The organism is Enterobacter sp. NFIX59 (assembly GCF_900113755.1).
Taxonomy (GTDB): domain Bacteria; phylum Pseudomonadota; class Gammaproteobacteria; order Enterobacterales; family Enterobacteriaceae; genus Enterobacter; species Enterobacter pseudoroggenkampii.
The window spans coordinates 249403-274325 of record NZ_FOQN01000005.1 but is presented as its reverse complement, the minus strand read 5'-3'; the positions used below and the strand labels follow the sequence as shown (position 1 = coordinate 274325).

21 protein-coding genes are annotated in these 24923 nt (G+C 59.3%); 13 read left to right on the top strand and 8 right to left on the bottom strand.

Annotation, left to right across the window (positions count from 1 at the left end; translation table 11 throughout):
- From BM007_RS17875 to iolB, 7 genes are read left to right on the top strand one after another with little or no spacing between them, the layout of a single operon-like run.
- Positions 1-930 (top strand): sugar ABC transporter substrate-binding protein, encoded by a 930-nt coding sequence (locus BM007_RS17875; RefSeq protein WP_008502118.1) that lies wholly within the window; start codon positions 1-3, stop codon positions 928-930.
- Between the two features lie 54 nt (positions 931-984).
- Positions 985-2532: a sugar ABC transporter ATP-binding protein gene (locus BM007_RS17870; RefSeq protein WP_024907543.1), complete on the top strand. Its 1548-nt coding sequence runs from the start codon at positions 985-987 to the stop codon at positions 2530-2532.
- Between the two features lie 11 nt (positions 2533-2543).
- Entirely contained in the window at positions 2544-3572 is a 1029-nt protein-coding gene (locus tag BM007_RS17865) for an ABC transporter permease (protein ID WP_008502116.1), read from the top strand.
- A gap of 8 nt (positions 3573-3580) precedes the next feature.
- Positions 3581-4714 carry a Gfo/Idh/MocA family protein gene (locus BM007_RS17860; RefSeq protein ID WP_090420162.1) on the top strand — a complete coding sequence of 378 codons (1134 nt, stop codon included), beginning with the start codon at positions 3581-3583 and terminating at the stop codon, positions 4712-4714.
- Between the two features lie 12 nt (positions 4715-4726).
- Positions 4727-6631, top strand: coding sequence for a bifunctional 5-dehydro-2-deoxygluconokinase/5-dehydro-2-deoxyphosphogluconate aldolase (iolC, locus tag BM007_RS17855; protein WP_090420159.1), 1905 nt, complete (start codon positions 4727-4729; stop codon positions 6629-6631).
- Between the two features lie 11 nt (positions 6632-6642).
- Positions 6643-7533, top strand: coding sequence for a myo-inosose-2 dehydratase (iolE, locus tag BM007_RS17850; RefSeq protein ID WP_090420156.1), 891 nt, complete (start codon positions 6643-6645; stop codon positions 7531-7533).
- Positions 7534-7542: 9 nt separating this feature from the next.
- The gene (gene iolB / locus BM007_RS17845) at positions 7543-8367 is read left to right on the top strand and encodes a 5-deoxy-glucuronate isomerase (protein WP_090420154.1); all 825 of its coding nucleotides are present in this window, start codon (positions 7543-7545) and stop codon (positions 8365-8367) included.
- Positions 8368-8421: 54 nt separating this feature from the next.
- Here the strand turns inward: iolB and BM007_RS17840 are convergent, their stop codons facing one another.
- Genes BM007_RS17840 through BM007_RS17830 form a run of 3 tightly spaced genes read right to left on the bottom strand, consistent with a single transcriptional unit; the run spans position 8422 to position 10925 of the window.
- Positions 8422-9165: an alpha/beta fold hydrolase gene (locus BM007_RS17840; RefSeq protein WP_090420151.1), complete on the bottom strand. Its 744-nt coding sequence runs from the start codon at positions 9163-9165 to the stop codon at positions 8422-8424.
- A gap of 11 nt (positions 9166-9176) precedes the next feature.
- Positions 9177-9644: a DUF6130 family protein gene (locus BM007_RS17835; RefSeq protein WP_090420148.1), complete on the bottom strand. Its 468-nt coding sequence runs from the start codon at positions 9642-9644 to the stop codon at positions 9177-9179.
- Positions 9645-9695: 51 nt separating this feature from the next.
- Positions 9696-10925: an MFS transporter gene (locus tag BM007_RS17830; protein ID WP_090420145.1), complete on the bottom strand. Its 1230-nt coding sequence runs from the start codon at positions 10923-10925 to the stop codon at positions 9696-9698.
- Between the two features lie 97 nt (positions 10926-11022).
- Between BM007_RS17830 and BM007_RS17825 the strand changes: the two genes are divergently transcribed.
- Positions 11023-11913: a LysR family transcriptional regulator gene (locus BM007_RS17825; protein WP_090420142.1), complete on the top strand. Its 891-nt coding sequence runs from the start codon at positions 11023-11025 to the stop codon at positions 11911-11913.
- Here BM007_RS17825 and BM007_RS17820 read toward each other — a convergent pair.
- Complete coding sequence (locus BM007_RS17820; RefSeq protein ID WP_139210922.1) at positions 11910-12098, bottom strand: YfgG family protein; 189 nt, start codon at positions 12096-12098, stop codon at positions 11910-11912. The genes BM007_RS17825 and BM007_RS17820 overlap by 4 nt on opposite strands.
- A gap of 351 nt (positions 12099-12449) precedes the next feature.
- On the opposite strand from BM007_RS17820, the gene BM007_RS17815 reads away from it, so the two are divergent.
- Positions 12450-14690: an EAL domain-containing protein gene (locus BM007_RS17815; RefSeq protein WP_090420139.1), complete on the top strand. Its 2241-nt coding sequence runs from the start codon at positions 12450-12452 to the stop codon at positions 14688-14690.
- 4 nt (positions 14691-14694) lie between these two features.
- Here the strand turns inward: BM007_RS17815 and ppx are convergent, their stop codons facing one another.
- The 4 genes from ppx to purM all read right to left on the bottom strand — a co-directional run bounded on the left by ppx (position 14695) and on the right by purM (position 20180).
- Positions 14695-16233 carry an exopolyphosphatase gene (ppx, locus tag BM007_RS17810; protein ID WP_048991287.1) on the bottom strand — a complete coding sequence of 513 codons (1539 nt, stop codon included), beginning with the start codon at positions 16231-16233 and terminating at the stop codon, positions 14695-14697.
- Positions 16234-16236: 3 nt separating this feature from the next.
- A complete protein-coding gene (ppk1, locus tag BM007_RS17805; RefSeq protein ID WP_024907554.1) occupies positions 16237-18297 on the bottom strand; it encodes a polyphosphate kinase 1 in 2061 nt (686 codons plus the stop codon).
- A 207-nt stretch (positions 18298-18504) separates the two neighbouring features.
- The gene (gene purN / locus BM007_RS17800) at positions 18505-19146 is read right to left on the bottom strand and encodes a phosphoribosylglycinamide formyltransferase (protein ID WP_032646794.1); all 642 of its coding nucleotides are present in this window, start codon (positions 19144-19146) and stop codon (positions 18505-18507) included.
- Complete coding sequence (gene purM, locus BM007_RS17795; RefSeq protein WP_024907556.1) at positions 19143-20180, bottom strand: phosphoribosylformylglycinamidine cyclo-ligase; 1038 nt, start codon at positions 20178-20180, stop codon at positions 19143-19145. The genes purN and purM overlap by 4 nt, the downstream gene beginning before the upstream one ends.
- Positions 20181-20446: 266 nt before the next feature.
- Here purM and BM007_RS17790 point away from each other — a divergent pair, with 266 nt between their 5' ends.
- From BM007_RS17790 to BM007_RS17775, 4 genes are all read left to right on the top strand, one after another.
- Complete coding sequence (locus BM007_RS17790) at positions 20447-21877, top strand: 6-phospho-beta-glucosidase (RefSeq protein ID WP_048991281.1); 1431 nt, start codon at positions 20447-20449, stop codon at positions 21875-21877.
- Positions 21878-22092: 215 nt separating this feature from the next.
- A complete protein-coding gene (gene upp, locus BM007_RS17785) occupies positions 22093-22719 on the top strand; it encodes a uracil phosphoribosyltransferase (RefSeq protein ID WP_008501641.1) in 627 nt (208 codons plus the stop codon).
- A gap of 86 nt (positions 22720-22805) precedes the next feature.
- Complete coding sequence (uraA, locus tag BM007_RS17780) at positions 22806-24095, top strand: uracil permease (protein WP_024907558.1); 1290 nt, start codon at positions 22806-22808, stop codon at positions 24093-24095.
- 95 nt (positions 24096-24190) lie between these two features.
- Positions 24191-24892 (top strand): DnaA inactivator Hda, encoded by a 702-nt coding sequence (locus BM007_RS17775; protein ID WP_166792068.1) that lies wholly within the window; start codon positions 24191-24193, stop codon positions 24890-24892.
- The last annotated feature ends 31 nt before the right edge of the window (positions 24893-24923 follow it).

The window sequence follows — 24923 nt, the reverse complement described above, 5'->3', positions numbered from 1 at the left end:
ATGAAAAAACTGATCGTAGCCGCCCTCATCGCCATGACGTCCGGGGCCGCCCTCGCCGAAAACGAGCAAATTGTTTTCAGTACGCCAAACCTGGCCATGCCGTTTGAAGTTCACATGCAGCGCACGGCGGTAAAAGCCGCAAAAGAGATGGGCGTGAAGCTTCAGGTACTGGACGGGCAGGGCAGTTCACCGAAGCAGGTGGCTGACCTGGAAAACGCCATCACCCGCGGCGCGCAGGGCTTTATCGTCTCCCCGAACGACGTGAACGCGGTCTCCAGCGCGGTGGATGAAATTCAGGATGCGAAGCTGCCGGTGGTCACCCTTGACCGCTCCGTCGACAGCCAGAAGAAAGTGCCGCACTTTGGCGCCAACAACTACAAAGGCGGCCAGGCGATTGGCGACTTCGTCAAAACCAAATTCCCCGACGGGGCGGAGATCATTCTGCTGACCGGCCAGCCGGGCTCCTCCTCTAACATCGAACGCACTAAAGGGATCCGCGACAGCCTGAAGGCGGGCGGGGATAAGTACAAGATCGTCGCCGATCAGACCGGCAACTGGATGCGTTCTGAAGGGATGCGCATCGTGGAAAGCGTGCTGCCCTCGCTGCCGAAACGTCCTCAGGTGATCCTCTCCGCCAACGACGACATGGCGCTGGGGGCGATTGAAGCCCTGCAGAGCCAGGGCGTGAAGCCGGGCGAAATTCTGGTCACCGGCTTTGATGCGGTACCTGAAGCGCTGGCCCGCGTGCGCGACGGCTGGCTGGCGGTGACGGCGGATCAGCGTCCGGGCTTTGCGGTGCAGACGGCGATGAGCCAGCTGGTGGCCAACGTGCGCGAGAAAAAAGCCATCACCGGGGCCGACTACCCGCCGACGCTGATCACCAAAGAGAACCTGCAGCAGGCTGAGCGTATCGGTGAGGCCGGTAACTGATTTATCCGCAGCCGCCGCTGGCGCGGCGACTCACTCTAAAGGAGGAGCAGACCGATGTCGCAACCCTTACTGAAAGTGACCGACCTGGCAAAAAGCTTTTCCGGCGTCTGGGCGCTGAGCAGCGCTCAACTGACCGTCGGTGCGGGCGAGATCCACGCCCTGCTGGGGGAAAACGGGGCGGGTAAATCCACGCTGCTGAAGGCGCTCGCGGGGGCGCAGCCGCAAACCCGCGGGGATATCTGGTTCAACGGCGAAACGCTGCCGGTGGACGACTCCCCGGTGGAACGGCAGAACAAGGGCATTATCACCATCTATCAGGAATTCAACCTGCTGCCCAACATGACCGTCGCGGAAAACATGTTTCTCGGGCGCGAGCCGCGTAAACGTAACCTGATCGTCGACGAAAAGGCGGTCAATCAGGAGGCGCAGGTCATTCTCGACTATCTGCAGCTGAACGTTGCGCCGACCACGCCGGTCGCCCGTCTGAGCGTTGCCCAGCAGCAGATGGTGGAGATCGCCCGGGCGCTGACCCTCAACGCCAGGCTCATCATTATGGACGAACCTTCCGCCGCGCTGAGCGACAGCGAGGTGGAAAGCCTGCACCGCGTGGTGCGCGAGCTCAAAAACCGCGGCGTGAGCATTATTTACGTTACCCACCGTCTGCACGAAGTTTTCCAGCTCTGCGATCGCTTCACCGTTTTCCAGGACGGCCGTTTCACCGGCACCGGCGCGGTGGCGGAGACCAACGTCGAACAACTGATCCGCCTGATGGTCGGGCGCGACGTGGCCTTTAATCGCCGTCCCGCCAGCGAAACCCATCATGAGGACAAACCCGTCCGTCTGGCGGTGAAGGGGCTGAGCCGCGAAAAGCCGCCGCTGGATCCGCACGGCATCGCCCTGCATGACATCAGCTTCCACGTTCACGCCGGGGAGGTCTTAGGCATTGCCGGACTGGTGGGCGCGGGACGCACCGAGGTGGCGCGCTGCCTGTTTGGCGCAGACGCGTTTACCGCCGGGAGCTTTGAGCTGGACGGCGTACCGTACCAGCCGCGCGACCCGCTCTATGCCCTCGACCAGGGCGTGGCGCTGGTACCGGAAGACCGCAAAAAAGAGGGGGCGGTGCTGGGACTGTCGATTCGCGACAACCTGTCGCTCTCCTGCCTCTCCTCGCTGCTGCAGTGGCGCTGGTTCGTGAACACCCGCAAAGAGGACGATCTGATCGAGTCCTACCGCAAGGCGCTGCAGATCAAAATGGTCAACAGCGCGCAGGAGGTGCGCAAGCTCTCCGGCGGTAACCAGCAAAAGGTGATCCTCGCGCGCTGCATGGCGCTCAACCCGCGGGTGCTGATCGTTGATGAGCCGACGCGCGGCATCGACGTGGGGACCAAATCAGAAGTGCACCAGGTGCTGTTTGACATGGCGAAAAAGGGCGTGGCGGTGATCGTGATCTCCTCCGATCTGCCTGAAGTGATGGCGGTGTCAGACCGGATCATCACCCTCAGCGAAGGCCGGGTGACCGGCGAGATCCACGGTGACGACGCTAACGAAGAACGGCTGATGACGATGATGGCCATCAACCACAACGCCCTGAACGCGGCATAACGGAGTTTCTCATGACGCAGATGATTTCTAAAACGCAGGCCCCGGTCAAACGCGCCGGACGCATCGATCCCATCGCCTTCTTCGAGCGCTTCGGGGTACTGATTTTCATGATCCTGCTGCTGATCTTCTTCCAGTCGCAGAACAGCAACTTTTTCTCTGAACGCAATATTTTCAACATACTGACCGAAGTTTCCATCTACGGGATCATGGCTGTGGGGATGACCTTTGTCATCCTGACCGCCGGGATTGACCTCTCCGTGGGCTCCATTCTGGCGGTCTGCGCCATGACCGCGGCGTACGTGATTAAGGGCGACAACTTCACCACCGTCGATCCGAACGCCTGGGGCGGCATGAGCTGGCTGATCGGGCTGGGGATTTGTCTGGCGATGGGCACGGCGATTGGCTTCCTGCACGGCCTGGGCGTGACCCGCCTGCGCCTGCCGCCGTTCATCGTGACCCTCGGCGGGATGACCATCTGGCGCGGCCTGACGCTGGTGATCAACGACGGCGCGCCGATTGCCGGTTTCGATCAGGGCTACCGCTGGTGGGGGCGCGGGGAGCTGCTCGGCATCTCCATTCCGATCTGGATCTTCGCCATCGTCGCCCTCGGCGGCTATCTGGCGCTGCATAAAACCCGCTGGGGCCGCTTCGTCTACGCCATCGGCGGTAACCCGGAGGCAGCGCGCCTGGCGGGGGTGAACGTCAAGCGCGTGCTGGTCAGCGTCTACGTGCTGATTGGCTGCCTGGCGGGGCTGGCGGGCTTCATTCTGAGCGCGCGTCTGGGGAGCGCTGAGGCGGTGGCCGGGATCTCCTTTGAACTGCGCGTCATTGCCTCGGTGGTGATTGGCGGCACCTCGCTGATGGGCGGCTACGGGCGCATCGGCGGCACCATTATCGGCTCCATCATCATGGGGATTCTGATTAACGGCCTGGTGCTGATGAACGTCTCGGCCTACTACCAGCAGATTATCACCGGATTAATTATCGTTCTGGCGGTGGCGTTTGATACCTACGCCAAGAGCCGTCGCGGCGCACTGTGAGGATCACGATGAAAGAGGTTCGTATTGGATTGATTGGCACCGGGTATATCGGCAAGGCGCACGCTATCGCCTATGCCCAGGCCCCGACGGTGTTCAACCTGCGCGGCAGGCTGGTGCGCGAGATGGTGGCGGAAGTCACGCCGGAGCTGGCGGCAGCGCGCGCGCAGGCGTTTGGCTTCAACCGCTCCACCGGCGACTGGCGGGCACTGGTGGCCGACCCGGCGATAGACGTTGTGGATATTTGCTCACCCAACCATCTGCATAAGGAGATGGCGCTGGAGGCGATCCGCCACGGCAAGCACGTCTACTCGGAGAAGCCGCTGGCGCTGCACGCCCACGACGCACGGGAGATGGTCGACGCCGCGAAGCGGGCCGGGGTGAAAACGCTGGTGGGCTTCAACTACATGAAAAACCCGACGGCGCAGCTGGCGAAGGAGATTATTGCCCGCGGCGAGATTGGCGAGGTGATCCACTTCTACGGCACCCACAACGAAGACTATATGGCCGACCCACGCTCGCCCATTCACTGGCACTGCTTCAAAGAGACCGCCGGGCTGGGGGCGCTGGGCGACCTCGCGGCGCATATCGTCAATATGGCCCAGTACCTGGTCGGGGAGATTGAGCAGGTCTGCGGCGACCTGAAGATCGTGGTCCCGGAGCGCCCGGCGAAGGCCGGCTCGTCGGACATGGTTGCCGTCGAAAACGAGGATCAGGCCCACGCGATGGTGCGCTTCGCGGGCGGGGCGCAGGGCATGATTGAAACCTCCCGCGTTGCCTGCGGCCGCAAGATGGGGCTGTCGTACGTCATTACCGGCACGAAAGGCGCCATCAGCTTCACCCAGGAGCGCATGGCGGAGCTGAAGCTCTATCTGCATGACGATCCGGTAAACCGTCAGGGGTTCCGCACCTTACTCGTCGGCCCGGCGCACCCCGACTACGCCGCGTTCTGCATGGGCGCAGGCCACGGGATTGGCTTTAACGATCAAAAAACGGTGGAGGTGCGCGACCTGGTGGACGGGATTGCCGCCGACGCGCCGATGTGGCCGGACTTCGAAGAGGGCTGGAAGGTGTCGCGCGTGCTGGACGCGATTGCGCTCTCGCACCGGGAAGGCCGCTGGCTGAACGTGAACGACATTGTCTGATGAGGTATCAACGTGGAAAAGCAGTTTGATGTGATATGCATGGGCCGCGTGGCGGTAGACCTCTACAGCCAGCAGATTGGTGCCCGTCTGGAGGACGCGTCGAGCTTCGCCAAATATCTCGGCGGGTCGTCGGGCAACGTGGCGTACGGCACCGCGCGTCAGGGTTTACGTTCGTCGATGCTGGCGCGCGTCGGCGATGAACATATGGGCCGCTTCCTGCGCGAAGAGCTCAACCAGGTGGGCTGCGATACCAGCCATCTGATCACCGATAAAGACCGCCTCACGGCGCTGGTGCTACTCGGCATTAAAGACCGGGACACCTTTCCTCTTATTTTTTATCGCGATAACTGCGCGGATATGGCGATTACCGCCAGCGATGTGGACGAAAGCTACATTGCCTCCGCACGTTGTCTTGCCATCACCGGGACTCACCTTTCTCATCCTCAGACCCGCGAGGCGGTGCTGACGGCGCTGGGCTATGCCCGCCGTCACGGCGTGCGCACGGTGCTGGACATCGACTACCGTCCGGTGCTGTGGGGGCTGACCTCCTTAGGCGACGGTGAAACGCGCTTTATCGCCGCCGATAAGGTCACCCGCGAGCTGCAGGAGGTGCTGAACCTCTTTGACGTCATTGTCGGCACCGAAGAGGAGTTTCACATTGCGGGCGGCAGCACGGAGACCCTGCAGGCGCTGGGGCAGGTGCGCTCAGTCAGTGAAGCTACGCTGGTCTGCAAACGCGGTGCGCTCGGCTGCTCGGTCTACACCGACGCCATTCCGCCCCGGCTGGACGACGGCCTGACGGTGACCGGCGTGCGCGTGGAGGTGCTGAACGTCCTCGGGGCGGGGGACGCGTTTATGTCCGGCCTGCTGCGCGGCTACCTGAACGATGAGGGCTGGGAGCAGGCGTGCCGCTACGCCAACGCCTGCGGCGCGCTGGTGGTCTCGCGCCACGGCTGCGCCCCGGCCATGCCGAGCAAAATCGAGCTGGATGACTATCTCTCCCGCGCTGCGAACGTGCCGCGCCCGGATCTCGACCCGCGTCTTAACCACCTCCACCGGGTGACCACCCGCCGCCGCGAGTGGCCGGAGCTGTGCGTGATGGCCTTCGACCACCGCAGCCAGCTTGAGGATATGGCGCTGCAGTGCGGCGCGTCGCTTAAGCGCATTCCGGCGCTGAAGCAGCTGATCCTGCAGGCCAGCCGCGAGGCGGCGAGCCGGGCCGGGCTGGAGGGCAAAGCCGGTCTGCTGTGCGACGGCACCTTTGGTCAGGACGCGCTGAACGCCATCACCGGGGAAGGGTGGTGGATTGGTCGCCCCATCGAGCTGCCGGGCTCGCGTCCGCTGGAGATGGAGCATGGCAACATCGGCACCCAGCTTATCAGCTGGCCTCAGGAGCATGTGGTGAAGTGCCTGGTCTTTTTCCACCCGGAAGATGCCCACGGCCTGCGCCTGGAGCAGGAGCAGAAAATCGCCGAGGTGTACCACGCCTGCTGCCAGTCCGGGCACGAGCTGCTGCTGGAGGTGATCCTGCCTGCGACCATGCCGCGCAGCGACGAGCTCTACCTGCGCGCCATCTCCCGCTTCTACAACCTCGGCATTTACCCGGACTGGTGGAAGCTGCCGCCGCTCTCCGCCGACGGCTGGACGGCGCTGAGCGAGATTATCGAACGTCGGGACCCGCACTGCCGCGGGGTGGTGATCCTCGGTCTGGACGCCCCGGCGGAACAGCTGCGCGCCGACTTTAAAGCCGCAGCGGGGCAGACGCTGGTGAAAGGCTTCGCCGTGGGGCGCACGCTGTTTGGCGATGCCTCCCGCGCGTGGCTGAAACACGATATTGACGATGCGCAGCTGGTGGCGCGCATCCGGGACAACTACCTGCAGCTTATCGCCTGGTGGCGCGAGCGCGGACACGCATAATGGAGACGACAATGAGTGTACAACTGGGCATTAACCCGCTGACGTGGACGAATGACGATCTGCCTTCTCTCGGCGCGGAAACGTCGCTGGAGACCTGCCTGAGCGAAGGGAAAGAGGCCGGTTTCGCCGGTTTCGAGCTGGGCAATAAGTTCCCGCGCGAAGCGCGCCTGCTTGGCCCCATCCTGCAGCGCCACGACCTGCAGCTGGTCTCCGGCTGGTACTCCGGCCGCCTGCTGGAGCGCAGCGTGGAGGAGGAGATCGCCGCCGTGCAGTCCCACCTGACGCTGCTGCGCGAGCTGGGGGCGAAGGTGCTGGTCTTTGCGGAAGTGAGCGGCTGCATTCACGGCGAGCAGCAGACCCCGGTGCACCTGCGCCCGCGCTTCCCGCAGGCTCGCTGGAGAGAGTACGGCGAGAAGCTCACCGAATTTGCCCGCTACACCCAGCAGCAGGGAGTCCAGATTGCCTACCATCACCATATGGGCACGGTGATTGAGTCCGCCGACGACGTGGACAACCTGATGACCCACACCGGCGACGCGGTGGGGCTACTGCTTGATACCGGCCATCTGACCTTTGCCGGGGCCGATCCGCTGGCGGTGGCGCAGCGCTGGGCGTCGCGCATCAACCACGTTCACTGCAAAGACGTGCGTGCCGACGTGCTGGCGGACGTGAAAAACCGTAAAACCAGCTTCCTCGACGCGGTGCTGAGCGGCGTCTTTACCGTGCCGGGCGACGGCTGCGTCGATTATCCGCCGATTATGCGGCTGCTGAAGGCGCAGGACTATCACGGCTGGCTGGTGGTCGAGGCCGAGCAGGATCCGGCCATCGCCCATCCGCTGACCTACGCCCGTCTGGGATATAACAACCTGAACCGCCTGGCGCGCGACGCCGGACTGATTTAAGGAGGTGACATGTCACGTCTGTTATCACGCTGGCAACAGCCGAACGCGGAGGGGCGCACCCAGTCCGTCACGCCGGAGAGCGCAGGGTGGGGATACGTCGGCTTTGAGGCGTATGAGCTGCAGGAGGGGCAGACGCTGACGCTGCCCGCCGTCCGCGAAGAGCGCTGTCTGGTGCTGGTCGCCGGACGCGCCTCCATCAGCACACCTTCCGCGCAGTTTAACGACATCGGCGAGCGGATGAGCCCGTTCGAGCGCATCAAGCCGTGGGCGGTGTACGTCACCCCGCAGGAGACGGTGCAGGTGAAGGCGCTGACGACGCTGGAGCTGGCGGTCTGCGCCGCGCCGGGCAAGGGCACGCATCCGACACGGCTGATTGCCCCGCAGGATATCGCCGGCGAAGCGCGCGGTAAGGGGCACAACCAGCGCTACGTGCATAACATTCTGCCGGAAGACAAGCCCGCCGACAGCCTGCTGGTGGTGGAGGTCTGGACCAACGAGGGCTGCACCAGCTCGTACCCGAGCCACAAGCACGACACGGATAATCCGCCCCAGGAGACTTACCTGGAGGAGACCTACTACCATCGCCTCAACCCGGAGCAGGGGTTCTGCATGCAGCGGGTTTACACCGACGACAGAGCGCTGGATGAGTGCATGGCGGTCTACAACCGTGACGTGGTCATGGTGCCGAAGGGATACCACCCGGTGGCGACGATGGCCGGGTATGACAGCTATTATCTCAACGTGATGGCCGGGCCGGTGCGCAAATGGATGTTCACCTGGGAGGAGGACCACGCGTGGATTAATCGGGATTATCCCGCGGATGGCGGGCGCTGAAGCTGTTTTTTGCCGGGTGGCGCTGCGCTTACCCGGCCTACAATTCGCAAAAAATTACTTTGCTTCAATCGCCTGCTCAATCGTCCGGGCAACGATCTGCGGCTGGCTCACCATCGACACGTGGCTCGCCGCCACCTCGGTGGTTTTCGCATGGATCGTCTTCGCCATCGCGCGTTCAAGATCGGGGTTGATCATTCGGTCATTCTTGCTGACCACAAACCAGCTCGGTTTGTCATGCCACGCCGCGTGGGCGACCTTTTCACCAAACGCCTCGGCCTTAATTGGCCCCTGCGTGGCTGCAATCGTATCTTGAATGGCTGGCTTCACGTCCGGCGCGAAATCCTTCCTGACGGCTTCCGTCGGCAGGTATAAATAGCCGTCCGCTGTTTTGGCAATGCCCGCGCTGCCCGGCGGTGCAGGGTAGCTTCCTGCCAGGTCCGCCGTCGACTGGCCGGAGTCAGGCGCGAAAGCCGCCACATACACCAGCGATTTTACCCGCGCATCGTTGCCCGCTTCGCTAATCACGGTGCCGCCCCAGGAGTGACCCACCAGCACTACGTCACCCCGCGCGCGGGCGATGGCCCGCTTTGTGGCGGCAACGTCATCTTTTAGCGACGTGAGCGGCAGCTGGACGGCAATGACCTCTGCGTGCTGTTTCTGCAACAGGGTAATGACCTTATTCCAGCTGCTGCCGTCGGCAAATGCGCCGTGTACCAGCACGACGCTGGTTTTGCTCTGTGCAAAGGCGCTGGCGGAAAGCGCCAGCAGGCCTGCCGTCAGTACAAACAGTGCTTTCATTTTCAGGTTCCTTAAAAATGGTGGACCGCCGCGTGGGGCGGTACGGTGAATTCAAGGGTTTTGTGATCGAGCGGCTTATGCGTCGGGTCGGCCAGAATAATGGTCACCTTGTGTTTCCCTGCGGGCAGCCCGACCAGGATCACTGGCTCTCCGCTGGCGTCAGCCCAGTGCCACGGCGCGTCGTCCACCACCACGTGAATGTGCCCGATGCGCGGGGTGACCTTGAGCGCGTCGGGGCCGAATACCGGCTCGATGCGCAGGTTTTCGGCGCGGTACTGAATAAACACCGCGCCTTTGCTCAGCGGCCCGGCAAGCGGCGGATCGACTATCAGCTTTGCGGGCGGCTGCGGCTGCGCCAGCGGCGCAACGGCGGCGGGGCCGTTAACGTCCGCGGCGCTCAGGTTGTCCAGCGGTGTGGCCTGGGCATGGGCTACAGATGCCAGGACAAGCAGGGGGATAAGTGCATAACGACGGATCATCGGTCTCTCTCCTCATCGGTTCTGAATGGCGACAGGGAAAGAAAACCATTTTTATGTATCGGAGATATTTGCCGGAGGGGGCGTTTTGTACCCGTTTGTCACCGTGGCCCGCGGGATACAGTGCGATACACTTTGCCTTCCGGGACGGCGCACAATGGCTATCGCCAGCCCGGCAATCACCAGCGTCAGCCCCGTTGAAACCCACATTGCACCCGCGATCCCCAGGGTTTTATTCAGCCACGCATAGGCAAACGGCGAGGCTGCCGCCATCAGCTGGCCGGGGATAAGCAGCGTGCCGGTGCGACGGGCATAGCTTTCCGCGCTGAACAGTTCCAGCGGCAGGGTAGCTTTCACGATGGTGACCAGCCCGTTCATGGCGCCATAGCCCAGCACAAACCCGGCCGCACACCACACAAACAGAGCGCTGCTCAACCCCAGAAGAAAGCAGAGCGGCATGGCGAGCGCGGTAAAAAGCGTGAGTTTGAAGGGGGTTAAACGGGCACCCGCCAGCACTTCCAGCGAGCGAGCAGCCGTCTGGCCGATCCCCCACAGCATGCCGATGGCGACCGGCAGGCCGAAGTGGGCAATAAACTCCGGCAGATGGGTGGAGGTGCCGTTAGAGACAAAGGTGATGAGGGCAATGAAGGCGGCATAAAGCCAGCCGTTGCGCCGCTCGTTGTTCAGGGGCGGCGCGGCGACCTGTGTCGTTACCGTCAGCCGCTGATGGGGGAGCGTTCTTATCAGCGCTGCGCTCAGCAGGCCGAAGAGAGCATAGACGCGCAGCGCCTCCTGCCAGCTCATCACATGAAGCAGAGCATCGCCCAGCGGCCAGAAGACGGCGGAAGCCAGCCCGCCCGCCAGCGTGACGCGGGAGATTGTTCTGCGCGCCTGCTGCCCGTAAAGATTCACCAGCGCGGCGAATAGCGCATCGTACAGCGACAGGCGCATCCCTACACCGATGACCAGCCAGGCGCAGTACCAGCCAAATAGCGTCTGGGTATACGCCATACAGGCGCAGCTTGCGGCGATCAGCAGCGTGCCGCTCATCACCACCGTCTGACCGCCAAAGCGTGCCAGCAGGTGGGCCACAAAGGGCGAAACCGCCGCCATCACCAGCATCGCCAGCGTCAGGCCGAGGTAAATCTGCGGTGACGACCATCCCCGGTCGGCTGCAATGGCCAGCGCAAAGGTGCCGGGCATATAAAACGAGATCCCCCAGTTGATGAGTTGATTACATCCCGCCATGAGGGCGAGGCGGCGTGGCAGGGCAGGTGTTTCCATTATTTTTCATTCCGCTATGCAGTTGTCCTGAGCATAACGGGCGCGGTATTGTGCTGGCAGGGCCGTAACCTTATGCGCGGTATAAGAGAAACTTTGAATGACGACGCTTAATCTGGGCTATCTCGCCACCTTCCGTCTGGTGATCCAGCGCGGCAGCTTTTCAGCGGCAGCGGACGTGCTGGGCATTTCACAGCCCGCCGTCAGCCTGCAAATACGCCAGCTGGAGCAGTTTCTGCAAACGCGGCTGGTAGAGCGTACCGGGCGGGGGATTAAGGCGACGGCTGCCGGGCAGGCTTTGCTGACGCATGGGGAGCGTATTCAGCAGGCGGTGGATGACGCCATCCGGTCCGTGAGTGCGTTCAGTCACGACGTGAGCGGCACCATTACGCTTGGCACGGGGGCAACGGCCTGCATCCATCTTCTCCCGCCCCTGCTGGAGCAGCTGCGCCGCGACTATCCGCTCCTGAGCGTGGGGGTGACAACGGGCAACACCCTCGACATCGTCAGGGCCATCGAAGAGAACCGTCTCGATGTGGGTCTGGTCACGCTGCCGGTGAGCGGCAGAGCGCTGGACGTCATGCCGGTGATGGACGAAGAGTTTATGTTTATCGCCTCGCGGGAGCAGCAGGATGTTTTCCGGGATTTCACGCCGGAGGCGCTGCACGCTCATCCGCTGATTGCCTTTGAATCAGGCAGCGGGACCCGGGCGCTGATCGACGGCTGGTTTGCAGCCAGTGGATTAGCAATCGCGCCGGTGATGCAGCTTGGCAGCATCGAGGCGATCAAACGCATGGTTCGCGCGGGGCTGGGCTACAGTATTGTGCCGCGCATGGCGGTCGAACAGGATGTCGATCGTGAAGGGCTATGCGTGATGTCGCTGACGCCCATGCTGCAGCGGCAGCTGGCGGTGGTGATGCGGCAGGACAAAATCCTCAGCAAAGGGATCGCGGCCCTTATTCGGCTCGTGCAACATCCTTCGGCGGTTTAGTGGTCAGCGGTGTCGACGGTCAGGCTGGACTGCTGCGACTGGGTTTTATCCTGATGGTGGTACCAGGCGCCAATCGAAGAGTAAACGAAGCGGCCAAAGAAAAACAGGAAGCTGATGAGCAGTATGATGCGGGTCATTCGGGTGTTAAATCGATGTCGTTTGCGCATACGCGTGACCTGACTCACTCTGTTTTTCCTGGGTAAGCCCTTTTGGGCGATAAGGATATTAAGGCACAGCGGGAAGATGGGGTCAATTCTGTGATGTGTAAATAACCGTCAATGTTTACATTAATTAATGTTATTGAGATTAATTAATACATTTACCATATTGATAATATGAAGAAAATAATTGTAGAAAAACGTCGCAAAACGTTATTTGCGTAAAGTAGTTTGATTTATGTCAACGGATTCCTGGCCCTGATATTTAAAATCCTTCCTCCACACTGTTCGCCCGGCACGCTGCCGGGCGGGACGTACGTCAGGTCGGATGCCTGTCTTTATTTCCCTCTGGAGCGATAGGGGTTTAACCGGGCATCTATGAACATTCTCGCTTTCCTGAAAAAAAATGAAAACCGCTGGTGGGCATTGCCGCTTATTTTACCGGTGGTTTTACTTCCCGTGCTGAGCATTGCGAATACGCTCACGCAGCTTGGCGACGGCATTGTGGCACTCTATTATTTACCTCTCTCATTTTTGCTTTCGCTGATGATGTTCTTTGGCCTGGAAGCGCTGCCCGGGATCGTATTGTCACTGTTTATCCGCTATTACCCCTCGGTCGGGATGTTTGAAACCGTCGCCGGCGTGCTCCATTTTATCGTCCCTTTAGTGCTCAGCTGGGGCGGCTACCGGGTGTTTGCGCCCAGACGGAACATGACCGCGTACGGCGACATCCGGCTGATGGCGCAGCGCATCTTCTGGCAGGCCTTCTGCCCCGCGACGCTGTTTCTGTTGCTGTTTCAGTTTGCGGTGTATTTAGGCGTGTATGAGAGCCGCCAGAGCCTGGCGGGATTAAACCCTCTTAATATTCGTACGCTCATTAACTACCAGGCGCTGCTGGTCAGCGGGCTGACGGGCGTGCCGCTGAGCTATCTGCTGATCCGCCTGATTCGTCATCCGCGCTATCTTAAAAGCCTTATCTCGCAGGTCCGTTCCCAGATAGACAAAAAGGTGACGATCGTTGAGTTTCTGGTGTGGGCAATCGCGCTTGGCGGGCTGCTTTCGCTGCTGCTGCTCCCGATGAATGAAAACAGCTCCATTTTTACCACCAACTACACCCTGTCGCTGCTGATGCCGGTGATGCTCTGGGGCGCGATGCGTTTTGGCTATAAGCTGGTGTCGCTGATCTGGATACCGGTGCTGCTGGTGTCTATTCACTATTTTTACCACTATATCCCGGTGAACCAGGGGTATGACATTCAGCTGGCGATCACCTCTTCCAGTTACCTGGTCTTCTCGTTTGTGGTGATTTATATGTCGATGCTGGCGACCCGGCAGCGCGCGGTGAACAAACGCTCCCGCAGGCTGGCGCTACTTGACCCGGTCGTCCATATGCCTAACCTGCGGGCGCTGTCGCGCGAACTGGCGAAAAACCCGTGGTCGGCGCTCTGCCTGCTGCGCATTCCGGAGCTGGAAATTCTGGGCCGAAATTACGGCGTGTTGCTGCGCATTCAGTACAAACAGCAGCTGGCGCAGTGGGTGAATGGCACGCTCCAGCCCAACGAGCAGGTGTATCACCTCACCGGGTATGACATGGCGGTACGGCTCAATGCGGAATCACACCAGCAGCGGATTGAAGCCCTGGACGAGCATATCAAACAGTTTCGCTTTGTCTGGGACGGGATGCCGCTGCAGCCGCAGGTGGGCGTGAGCTATTGCTATGTCCGGTCCCCGGTTAACCACCTTTATCTGGTGCTGGGCGAACTGGGCGTGGTTGCCGATCTGTCGCTCTCCTCCAACCATCCGGAAAATCTTCAGCAGCGTGGGGCCATCCATTTGCAGCGCAGCCTGAAGGATAAAGTCGCGATGATGAGCCGCCTGCAAAAGGCACTCGATAACGACGAATTCGCCCTGCTGGTTCAACCCGTTCGCGGCCTGCGTGGCGATCGCTATCACGAAGTTCTGCTGCGGATGCCGGATATCAACGGGCTATTGATCTCCCCCGACCAATTCCTGCCCGTCGCGCAGGAGTTTGGTCTCTCCTCGCGGGTGGATTTGTGGGTGCTGGAGCATACCCTGCGCTTCCTTGCAGCGCATCGCGAAACACTTCCCGGTCAGCGCTTTGCCATTAATCTGGCCCCGTCGACCGTGTGTCGGGTACAGTTCCCGCTTGAGGTAAGTCGCCTGCTGGCGAAATACGCCATTGAGCCGTGGCAGCTGATTTTTGAAGTGACGGAGTGCAGCACCTTCGGCAGCGGGGAGCAGGCGCTACACATCCTCCAGCAGTTGCAGAAAATGGGGGTACGCATTGCGATTGATGATTTTGGTACCGGGTATGCGAGCTATGCGCGGCTGAAAAGCGTGGATGCCGACATTCTCAAGATTGACGGCAGCTTTATCCGCAATATCGTCAATAACAGCCTGGATTATCAGATCGTAGCGTCTATCTGCCATCTGGCGCGCATGAAGAAGATGCTGGTGGTGGCTGAGTATGTCGAGACGGAAGAGATACGTAGCGCGGTTCACGCGCTAGGTATCGATTATGTGCAGGGCTATCTGATTGGCAGGCCAGCGCCGCTTGAATCACTGCTGGAAACGGAGGCGTCCTGCGCGGACGCCTGAACCGTTACGCGGCGACGTCAGCGCTCTCTTCTTCAATTTTGAGCAGCCAGCCGGTGACCGCTTCCCAGTACTGTTGTTCTTTTTCCAGGTCCAGCAGGACCAGCGCGTTCTGGCTGAACCAGTCGTGCGGGAAGCTCAGCGTCCAGTGATGGTCGTCGGTTTTAAGCTTCAGCGTGGGCGGCGTGGTGGTCGCCTGACGCTGGTTATTGAGCAGCACGCCAAGACGCAGCAGCTGAATGAGCGGCAGGAACTGCTTTTTCTTGAACAGCGTGAAGCGCGGCAGGTCGTCGAGCTTGATGGCTTTGCGGTGATACCGCACCAGGGTCGCCATCATGGTTTGCTGCTCCTGGTTGAAGCCAGGCAGATCGCTGTTTTGCAGAATATAGGCCGAATGGCGGTGCATGCCGCTATGGTTGATGTTCAGCCCCACCTCATGGAGCATCGCGGCCCATTTTAACAGCGCGGCAAGCTGCGGGTGTGCGAGCTTCGGATTCTGTTCTTCCCACTGTTCGTACATCTGCACCGTGGTGTCCAGCACGCGCTTCGCCTGTTCGCGGTCGATGTTGTACTGGTTGGCCAGGCTTTGCGCGGTACGGCTGCGAATATCCTGATGGCGGAAGCGGCCTTCCATTTCGTACAGCACGCCTTCGCGCAGCGCGCCGTCGGAGAGACGCAGTTCCTTAATCGCCAGCGCATCAAACACGCCGCACAGGATCGCAAGCCCCGGTACGAAGACTGATTTACGCTCATCGGACAGGCCCGGCAGGCTCAGGGCGTCGAAGCTTTTATGCTTCAGCACCTCTTCGGTGAGCAGAGCCAGGCGTTCAGGGGTAATAATCCCGTCTTTTTCACCCATCGCCAGCAGCACCTCATGCGCCGCTTTGATGGTGCCTGACGCGCCCAGCGCCACGTTCCAGCCCTGAATTCGGTACTGCCAGGCCAGGTTTTCCAGCTTCTGGACGGCCGCCATACGCGCACGCTGGAAGTTCTCGCGGGTGATGGTGCCGCCCGGGAAATACATCTGCGCGAAGCTGACGCAGCCCATACGGCGGCTTTCCACCAGGCGAGGCTCAAAGTCTTCACCGATCACCAGCTCCGTTGAGCCGCCGCCGATATCGATAACCAGCTTGCGCCCTTTTTCCGGCTGGGTGTGCTCAACGCCCATGAAAATCAGACGCGCTTCCTCGTTGCCGGAGATGATCTCAATCGGGTAGGGGATCACTTTTTCAGCTCGCTTGAGGAACTCCGGCGCGTTCAGCGCCTGGCGCAGGGTGTGGGTGCCCACGATGCACACGCTGGAGGGCGAGAAGCCCTGCAGGCGTTCAGCAAACAGCGACAGGCAGTTTAACCCACGCTCCATTGCCTCTTCGCTGAGCATGCTGCGTTCATCAAGGCCATCCGCCAGGTGTACCCGCTGCTTCAGACGACCGATGATCTGCAGTGCGCCATCCACCTCACGGGCGATGACCATGTGGAAACTGTTAGAGCCAAGATCGACCGCGGCGAATTCCTGCGGGCGTGGGGTCTTATCATTTATCGGCATAGGTTAATCGGGTTGCTCGAGTGATTTGATATAGTCGTAAATCGCCAGTTGCGACCGCACTTTGCGGCGGTTGCCACGCGGTACATAGCGGTTACTGAGTTCTTTGTCGATATAGCGTGCTTTCACGGTATCGCTGAACAGAATCTCGATGATGTCGAGGATCTGCTGCTTCAGGCGCGGATCCAGCAGCGGTGCCGCGACTTCAATTCGGTAGTCAATGTTGCGCGTCATCCAGTCTGCCGAAGAGAGATAGACCTGTTTATCACCCGCATTATCGAAAATATAGACGCGATCGTGTTCCAGGTAGCGGTCAACAATGCTGATCACGCGAATATTGTCGCTGATGCCTTCCAGTTCCGGGATCAGCGAGCACATGCCGCGGATCAGCAGATTAACCGGCACGCCGGAGCTGGACGCCGCGTACAGCCTGTCCACCAGCCCTTTATCAACCAGGTTGTTAAGCTTCAGCGTGATGCCGGATGACAGCCCTTTCTGGGCATTGGCGATCTCTTTATCGATCATATCGTACAGCAGACGGCGCGAGTTCTGCGGCGAGACCAGCAGATAGTCAAAGTTCACCGGACGGTACGGGTTCTCAATAAAGTTAAAGACCCGGCGCACCTCGTTGGTGATGCGGGCATCGGCGGTCAGCAGCGAATAGTCGGTATAGATTCGCGCCGTTTTCTCGTTAAAGTTCCCGGTACCGATGTGGGCGTAGCGCACTACCTCGTCGCCCTCTTTACGGGAGATGAGGAACAGCTTGGCGTGAATTTTCAGCCCCGGCGCGGAGAAGATGACGTGCACACCGGCTTCCGTCAGACGACGCGCCCAGTGAATGTTCGCCTCTTCGTCGAAGCGCGCCTGCAGCTCAACCACCACGGTCACTTTTTTGGCGTTGTGCGCCGCATGGATCATCGCGTCGATGATGCGGGAATCTTTTGCCACGCGGTAGATGTTGATTTTGATCGCCAGCACGCTCGGGTCGAACGAGGCCTGACGCAGCAGTTCCAGCACGTGCTCAAAGGTGTGATACGGATAGTAGAGCAGGACATCGCGTTCGCGGATGGCGTCGAATCCGTTGCGGAATTTATCGAACCACAGATGGCGCAGGCGCGGCAGCGGCTTGTTCACCAGATTCGCTTTGCCGACGTTCGGGAAGCCAATAAAGTCTTTAAAGTTGTGGTAACGACCACCCGGTACGATGGAGTCATAGCGCGAAATGGTCAGTTTCTCGCGCAGCATTTCCACCATGGCGTCCGGCATATCGCGCTGATAGACAAAGCGTACCGGCTCGGCCGTCAGGCGCTGTTTCAGGCTGGACGACATCAGCTCCATCAGGCTGGCTTCCATCTCGTGCACCAGGTCATATTCGGCGTCACGGGTCATCTTCATCGAGTAGGCGTTTAACGCATCGTAATCGAAGAAGCCTTTGAAGATATCGTCCAGACAGTAGCGCAGGATGTTATCGAGCAGGATCATCGGCTTGCGTCTGCGCGGGGTTTCCGGCGGCAGGTTCACAAAGCGCGGCACCTTGTCGGACGGGATCTCCAGCAGCGCGTAACGGATGGATTCACCGCGAATAATTTCCACGGCCAGATAGGTGTAGTCATCTTTCAGGAACTGCACCAGATCGGTTTCGCGGTTGATGAGAATCGGGGTAATGTGCTGGCGCAGGTACTGTTTAAAATAGTGGCGCAGCCAGTTTTGTTGGTTAACGGAAAGCTGACGTTCGTTAATCAGGAAGATTTGATTACGCGCCATCTCCAGCAGCAGTTCGTTATACAGGCCGTCAAATTCCTGATCGGCTTTCAACACGCGGGACTGGATTTTGCCCAGCAGGTGCCGCGAGTGCGAGTTTAGGCCCTGTTCTTCGCTGATGATGATGCGTCTTTTCAGCTCGGCAAAGCGAACCTTGTAGAACTCATCCAGGTTGTTGGAATAGATGCCCAAAAAACGCATGCGCTCGATCAGCGGGTTACTTTTGTCTGCCGCTTCCTGGAGTACACGTTCGTTAAATGCTAACCAGCTTAGCTCTTTCTCGATATATAACTTTTCCTGACCCATTACAGCTCACACTCCAGTTCAATCACAGGACGTGGTAAATCCGTCTCGTCCTTATTATGGCGAGCATTTCCACGATATGTCCAACAGTGCCAGAAAAGTATGACAGTTATTTTTTTTGTTGGGGATTTTAGAGGGTTGGAGAAGGGGATATCGGGTAATGCAATGAACAGGTCGGGTAAGCGCAGCTGCGCTACCCGACATAACAAACTACTCTTCCGCCGCATGACCCTGCGGGGGTAACTTCACGCCGTCCAGCCAGGCTGCGCCGTCGCGCATTTCGAGACGCCCGTCGACAAACCAGCTTACCACCAGCGGGTAGATGGCATGCTCCTGGGTCTGCACGCGTTCGGTCACGTCTTCTTCGCTATCGCCGTCAAAGACCGGGACTTTTGCCTGCAGGATCACCGGACCGCCGTCCAGCTCGTCGGTAACGAAATGCACGGAGGTGCCGTGCTCCTCATCGCCGTTTTCCAGAACCTGACGATGGGTGTGCAGGCCGGGATATTTCGGCAGCAGGGAAGGGTGGATATTCAGCAGACGTCCGGCGAAGTGTTCTACAAAAGCCGGGCTCAGAATACGCATATAGCCCGCCAGTACGACCACGTCCGGCGCGTAGGCATCAATCTCATGCACCAGCTCGCGGTCAAAGGCTTCACGCCCGGCGAACTGGCTGGCTTCCAGCGCGTGCGCAGGGATGTTCGCTTCCCGCGCGCGCTCAAGGCCGAACGCGTCGGCCTTGTTGCTGAAAACTGCCCGAATGGTGCCATTGATTTTCTTCTGTTTGCAGGCGTCAATTATCGCCTGCAAATTGCTTCCGTTGCCGGAAATGAGCACCACGATGTTTTTCATTCAATGACCACACGCTGTTCGGAATCGGAGGCTTTAATCGTACCGATTTTCCACGCGTTTTCACCTTTTTCAGTCAGCAGCTTGACCGCTTTATCCGCTTCGCTTGCCGGCAGGGCGATAACCATGCCCACGCCGCAGTTAAAGGTGCGGTACATTTCGTGGGAGCTCACGTTGCCTGCGGTCTGCAGCCAGTTAAACACGGCTGGCCACTGCCATGAGGATTCGTCGATCACCGCCTGGGTGTTGTCCGGCAGGACGCGCGGGATGTTTTCCCAGAAGCCGCCGCCGGTCAGGTGAGCGATAGCGTGAACGTCGACGTTCTCGATAAGCTCAAGCACGTTTTTCACGTAGATGCGGGTCGGGGCCAGCAGATGGTCAGCCAGCGGTTTACCGTCAAGTTCGGTCGTCAGCGGGTCACAGCCGCTCACTTCGATGATTTTACGCACCAGGGAGTAGCCGTTGGAGTGCGGGCCGCTGGAGGCCAGCGCGATCAGCACATCGCCATCGGCCACTTTGCTGCCGTCGATAATTTCTGATTTTTCTACTACACCGACGCAGAAGCCCGCGACGTCATAATCTTCGCCGTGATACATGCCCGGCATTTCCGCGGTTTCACCGCCAACCAGCGCACAGCCAGACTGCAGGCACCCTTCGGCGATACCGTTGATCACGCTTGCCGCGGTATCTACGTCCAGTTTGCCGGTCGCGTAGTAATCGAGGAAGAACAGCGGCTCTGCGCCCTGAACCACCAGGTCATTCACGCACATCGCGACCAGATCGATACCGATTGTGTCGTGACGCTTTAAATCCATCGCCAGGCGCAGTTTAGTGCCTACACCGTCAGTTCCCGAGACCAGAACAGGTTCACGATATTTTTGCGGCAGCGCGCACAGTGCGCCGAATCCACCCAGACCACCCATCACTTCCGGGCGGCGGGTTTTTTTCACCACACCTTTGATTCGGTCAACCAGCGCATTACCTGCGTCAATATCAACACCGGCATCTTTGTAGCTGAGAGAAGTTTTGTTGGTCACGGCTTAAATCCCCACGCGATTGCATAGCTAGTAAGAAAAATCGGCGCAATTCTAACAGTCCAGGCAAACGTTTGCGAGCCTATTCTGGACGTAGGGATCTTTTTTTACGCGCAGCCTGCCAGTGCGCCCAAACTTGCGTCTGTTCACGAAAATGAAACCGGTTTCGGTATTCTCCTTGCAACCCGAAACGGCTTTGCACATCATTCAACTGAAACCGGTTTCTGTAATTGTTTTTGCAGAAAATAACGCAGAATGAGGGAAAGTGAATGTCAGGATTTAAAGCAGATTTTCTGTGGGGCGGTGCGGTTGCGGCGCACCAGCTCGAAGGCGGCTGGAAAGAGGGCGGCAAGGGGGTGAGTGTGGCCGATGTGATGACCGCAGGCGCGCACGGCGTGCCGCGTGAAATCACCAACGGCGTGCTGGACGGGAAAAACTACCCTAACCATGAAGCCATCGATTTCTATCACCGCTATAAAGAAGACATCAAACTCTTTGCCGAGATGGGGTTCAAATGCTTCCGCACCTCTATTGCCTGGACGCGGATCTTCCCGAAAGGCGACGAGCTTGAGCCGAACGAGGCAGGCCTGAAATTCTATGACGACCTGTTCGACGAGTGTCTGAAGCACGGCATCGAACCGGTTATTACCCTGTCTCACTTCGAGATGCCGTTTCATCTGGTCACGGAATACGGCGGCTGGCGCAACCGTAAGCTGATCGACTTCTTCGTTCGTTTTGCAAAAGTGGTTTTCCAGCGCTATCAGCACAAGGTGAAGTACTGGATGACCTTTAACGAGATCAACAACCAGGCCAACTTCCACGAAGACTTTGCCCCATTCACCAACTCGGGGCTGAAGTACGCGCCGGGCGAAGATCGCGAGCCGGTAATGTTCCAGGCCGCGCACTATGAGCTGGTGGCCAGCGCGCTGGCGGTGAAGGCGGGGCGCGAGATTAACCCGTCCCTGCAGATCGGCTGCATGATTGCCATGTGTCCTATCTATCCACTGACCTGCGCGCCGGACGATATGATGATGGCGATGAACGCCATGCACCGCCGCTACTGGTTCACCGACGTGCACGTGCGCGGCAAGTACCCGCAGCATCTGCTCAACTACTTCGAACGTCGCGGCTTCGCGCTGGATATTACCGAAGAAGATAAAGCGGCGCTGACGCAGGGCTGCGTGGACTACATCGGGTTTAGCTATTATATGTCCTTCGCCACCAAGGCGACGGCGGACAACCCGCAGCTGGATTACGACGAGAGCAAGAGCCTGGTCTCTAACCCGTACGTGCAGAAATCCGACTGGGGCTGGCAGATTGACCCGGTGGGGCTGCGCTACTCCCTCAACTGGTTCTGGGATCACTACCAGCTGCCGCTGTTTATCGTTGAGAACGGCTTTGGCGCAATCGACGTGCAGGAGAGCGACGGCACGGTGAACGACCAGTACCGAATTGACTACCTGGCCGCCCACATCCGCGAGATGAAAAAAGCGGTGGTGGAAGATGGCGTAGACCTGATGGGCTATACCCCGTGGGGCTGTATCGACCTGGTGTCTGCCGGTACCGGTGAAATGAAAAAACGCTACGGCTTTATCTTTGTCGATAAAGACAATGAAGGCAACGGCACGCTGAACCGCAGCAAGAAGAAGTCGTTCGACTGGTATAAGCAGGTGATTGCGAGCAACGGGGATAACCTGTAATTGTCGGGTGGCGCTAACGCTTACCCGACCTACAATACACGTAGGCCCGCGTAAGCGCAGCGCCACCGGGCAGAACCCGCACCCAAGCCGGAACTCAGTCTCCGGCTTTTTTGTCTTTGCTTGATCCCTGTCAAGCAACATGGGTATGGCCTAATCCGAAAAAAGCGGTATAATCCCGCGATTTTTTTGCGGATGCCATTCAGAGGAGAAAGAGAATGAAGATTGTGGAAGTGAAACACCCACTCGTTAAACACAAGTTGGGCCTGATGCGTGAGCATGACATCAGCACGAAGCGTTTTCGCGAACTGGCCTCTGAAGTCGGCAGCCTGCTGACCTACGAAGCGACCTCCGATCTGGAAACGGAAAAAGTCACCATCGAAGGCTGGAACGGCCCGGTGCAGGTTGAGCAGATCAAAGGTAAGAAAATTACCGTTGTGCCAATCCTGCGTGCCGGTCTCGGCATGATGGAAGGCGTGCTGGAGCACGTGCCAAGCGCGCGCATTAGCGTGGTCGGGATCTACCGTAACGAAGAAACCCTCGAGCCGGTTCCTTACTTCCAGAAGCTGGTGTCCAACATCGACGAGCGTATGGCGCTGGTGGTTGACCCGATGCTGGCAACCGGCGGTTCAATGATTGCCACCATCGACCTGCTGAAAAAAGCGGGCTGCAGCAGCATTAAAGTGCTGGTGCTGGTTGCGGCACCGGAAGGGATCGCGGCGCTGGAAAAAGCGCACCCGGACGTTGAGCTGTATACCGCCTCTATCGACCAGGGCCTGAACGAGCACGGGTACATCATCCCGGGGCTCGGCGATGCCGGCGATAAGATCTTTGGTACGAAATAATCGAATAACGATAAATAAGCCGACTTTGATAGTCGGCTTTTTTTTGAATAAAACACCAACAACGATACTACTCAGAGGAAAACACTATGACGCGCCGTGCTATCGGGGTGAGTGAAAGACCGCCGCTTTTACAGACTATCCCGCTTAGTTTGCAGCACCTGTTCGCCATGTTTGGCGCAACCGTGCTGGTGCCAATCCTGTTCCACATTAACCCGGCTACCGTGCTGCTGTTCAACGGCATCGGTACGCTGCTGTACCTCTTCATCTGTAAAGGCAAAATTCCGGCGTATCTCGGGTCGAGCTTCGCCTTTATCTCTCCGGTGTTATTGTTGCTGCCGCTGGGTTATGAGGTCGCGCTGGGCGGCTTTATCATGTGTGGCGTGCTGTTCTGCCTGGTCTCCTTCATTGTGAAGAAAGCCGGTACCGGCTGGCTGGACGTGATGTTCCCACCTGCGGCGATGGGCGCCATCGTGGCCGTCATCGGTCTTGAGCTGGCGGGCGTCGCGGCGAATATGGCCGGCCTGCTGCCTGCTGACGGCCAGTCACCGGATTCCAAAACCATTATCATCTCGCTGGTGACCCTGGGCGTAACGGTGTTTGGTTCCGTGCTGTTCCGCGGCTTTATGGCGATTATCCCGATCCTGATCGGCGTGCTGGCGGGCTACGCGCTCTCCTTCGTGATGGGCGTGGTGGATACTACCCCGATTGCCGAGGCGCACTGGTTCGCGCTGCCAACCTTCTACACGCCGCGCTTCGAATGGTTTGCGATTTTCACCATTCTGCCTGCGGCGCTGGTGGTGATTGCGGAGCACGTCGGCCACCTGGTGGTAACGGCGAACATCGTTAAGCGCGATTTAATCCGCGACCCGGGTCTGCACCGCTCCATGTTTGCGAACGGTTTTTCCACCATCATCTCCGGTTTCTTTGGTTCTACGCCAAACACCACCTACGGTGAAAACATCGGCGTGATGGCGATTACCCGCGTCTACAGCACCTGGGTTATCGGCGGCGCGGCGATCATCGCCATTCTGCTCTCCTGCGTCGGTAAGCTGGCGGCAGCGATTCAGATCATCCCGGTTCCGGTGATGGGCGGCGTTTCTCTGCTGCTGTACGGCGTGATCGGTGCCTCCGGTATTCGCGTGCTGATTGAATCCAAAGTGGATTACAGCAAGGCGCAGAACCTGATCCTGACCTCGGTGATCCTGATTATCGGCGTCAGCGGCGCGAAGGTGCACATTGGTGCGGCCGAGCTGAAAGGCATGGCGCTGGCGACCATCGTCGGCGTGGGCCTGAGCCTGATCTTCAAGCTGATCTCGGTAATTCGCCCGGAAGAACAAATTCTGGACGCGGACGACAGCGAAAAAGCACCACATTGATCCTTTAACCGGGTGGACGATCCGCCCGGTTCTCTCCTCGCAGGTTCCGTGCTAAACTCCGTTCCGATTTTATGTAAGATCTGGTTGAGGTACTTCTGAACGGACCGGCACAGCTCTCTCTGCCACTCTATCTCCCTGACGACGAAACTTTCGCGAGTTTCTGGCCGGGTGATAACCCCTCTTTACTGGCTGCACTGCAAAACGTGCTGCGCCAGGAACACAGCGGATACATCTATATCTGGTCACGCGAAGGCGCGGGGCGCAGCCACCTGCTGCATGCCGCCTGCGCGGAGCTTTCGGCGCGCGGCGATGCGGTAGGCTACGTGCCGCTGGATAAACGTACCTGGTTCGTGCCTGAGGTGCTTGAGGGAATGGAACATCTCTCGCTGGTGTGCATTGATAATATCGAATGCGTGGCGGGGGATGAGCCGTGGGAAATGGCGATCTTTAACCTCTACAACCGCATTCTGGAATCGGGGAAAACCCGGCTGCTGATCACCGGCGATCGTCCGCCTCGCCAGCTGAATCTGGGACTGCCGGATCTGGCGTCTCGCCTGGACTGGGGGCAAATCTACAAGCTTCAGCCGCTGTCGGATGAAGATAAGCTTCAGGCGTTACAGCTGCGTGCGAAGCAGCGCGGGTTTGAGCTGCCGGAAGACGTAGGGCGCTTCCTGCTGAAGCGTCTGGATCGCGAAATGCGCACGCTGTTTGACACGCTCGATCAGCTCGATCGCGCCTCCATTACCGCCCAGCGCAAGCTGACCATCCCGTTTGTGAAAGATATTCTCAAGCTTTGAATTTGCTCGCCCGGTGTCGGCTTCGCCTTAC

What these genes read in the sequence shown, in the direction of transcription:
- BM007_RS17875 (WP_008502118.1), top strand. Translation starts at nt 1, where the DNA reads ATGAAAAAACTGATCGTAGCCGCCCTCATCGCCATGACGTCCGGGGCC.
- BM007_RS17870 (WP_024907543.1), top strand. Translation starts at nt 985, where the DNA reads ATGTCGCAACCCTTACTGAAAGTGACCGACCTGGCAAAAAGCTTTTCC.
- BM007_RS17865 (WP_008502116.1), top strand. Translation starts at nt 2,544, where the DNA reads ATGACGCAGATGATTTCTAAAACGCAGGCCCCGGTCAAACGCGCCGGA.
- BM007_RS17860 (WP_090420162.1), top strand. Translation starts at nt 3,581, where the DNA reads ATGAAAGAGGTTCGTATTGGATTGATTGGCACCGGGTATATCGGCAAG.
- iolE (WP_090420156.1), top strand. Translation starts at nt 6,643, where the DNA reads ATGAGTGTACAACTGGGCATTAACCCGCTGACGTGGACGAATGACGAT.
- iolB (WP_090420154.1), top strand. Translation starts at nt 7,543, where the DNA reads ATGTCACGTCTGTTATCACGCTGGCAACAGCCGAACGCGGAGGGGCGC.
- BM007_RS17840 (WP_090420151.1), bottom strand. Translation starts at nt 9,165, where the DNA reads ATGAAAGCACTGTTTGTACTGACGGCAGGCCTGCTGGCGCTTTCCGCC.
- BM007_RS17835 (WP_090420148.1), bottom strand. Translation starts at nt 9,644, where the DNA reads ATGATCCGTCGTTATGCACTTATCCCCCTGCTTGTCCTGGCATCTGTA.
- BM007_RS17830 (WP_090420145.1), bottom strand. Translation starts at nt 10,925, where the DNA reads ATGGAAACACCTGCCCTGCCACGCCGCCTCGCCCTCATGGCGGGATGT.
- BM007_RS17825 (WP_090420142.1), top strand. Translation starts at nt 11,023, where the DNA reads ATGACGACGCTTAATCTGGGCTATCTCGCCACCTTCCGTCTGGTGATC.
- BM007_RS17815 (WP_090420139.1), top strand. Translation starts at nt 12,450, where the DNA reads ATGAACATTCTCGCTTTCCTGAAAAAAAATGAAAACCGCTGGTGGGCA.
- ppx (WP_048991287.1), bottom strand. Translation starts at nt 16,233, where the DNA reads ATGCCGATAAATGATAAGACCCCACGCCCGCAGGAATTCGCCGCGGTC.
- ppk1 (WP_024907554.1), bottom strand. Translation starts at nt 18,297, where the DNA reads ATGGGTCAGGAAAAGTTATATATCGAGAAAGAGCTAAGCTGGTTAGCA.
- purN (WP_032646794.1), bottom strand. Translation starts at nt 19,146, where the DNA reads ATGAAAAACATCGTGGTGCTCATTTCCGGCAACGGAAGCAATTTGCAG.
- BM007_RS17790 (WP_048991281.1), top strand. Translation starts at nt 20,447, where the DNA reads ATGTCAGGATTTAAAGCAGATTTTCTGTGGGGCGGTGCGGTTGCGGCG.
- upp (WP_008501641.1), top strand. Translation starts at nt 22,093, where the DNA reads ATGAAGATTGTGGAAGTGAAACACCCACTCGTTAAACACAAGTTGGGC.
- uraA (WP_024907558.1), top strand. Translation starts at nt 22,806, where the DNA reads ATGACGCGCCGTGCTATCGGGGTGAGTGAAAGACCGCCGCTTTTACAG.